Source organism: Streptomyces sp. URMC 123 (assembly GCF_051386515.1).
Lineage (GTDB): Bacteria > Actinomycetota > Actinomycetes > Streptomycetales > Streptomycetaceae > Streptomyces.
Genome location: NZ_JBPQTV010000773.1, coordinates 1 through 264, shown reverse-complemented (window position 1 = coordinate 264; position 264 = coordinate 1). Strand labels below are relative to the sequence as shown.

Here is a 264-nt window from a genome sequence, read left to right as displayed (position 1 = left end):
CCGGGGTCGGGCCGGGGACGAGTCCGGGGTCGCGGTCGGGGTGTACTGCGGCTCGGGCGTGTCCGGGGCGCATGAGGTGCTGGCCCTCGCCGCGGCGGGCATCCCGGCCGCGCTGTACGTCGGTTCCTGGTCCGAGTGGTCGGCGGACGCGTCCCGCCCGGTGGCCACGGGCCCGCAGCCGGGCTGACCGGGCGGCGGCCCCGGCGCCGTCACCCGGCTCGAAGGGCGCGCAACGGCCCTGGGGGGGGGGGGGGGGGGGGGGGG

Annotated in this window: 1 pseudogene; it reads left to right on the top strand. The window is 82.2% G+C overall.

What is annotated here, in order from left to right:
• Positions 1-187: pseudogene (locus ACSNOD_RS31950) on the top strand (sulfurtransferase); the annotation flags it as partial.
• Between the last annotated feature and the right edge of the window lie 77 nt (positions 188-264).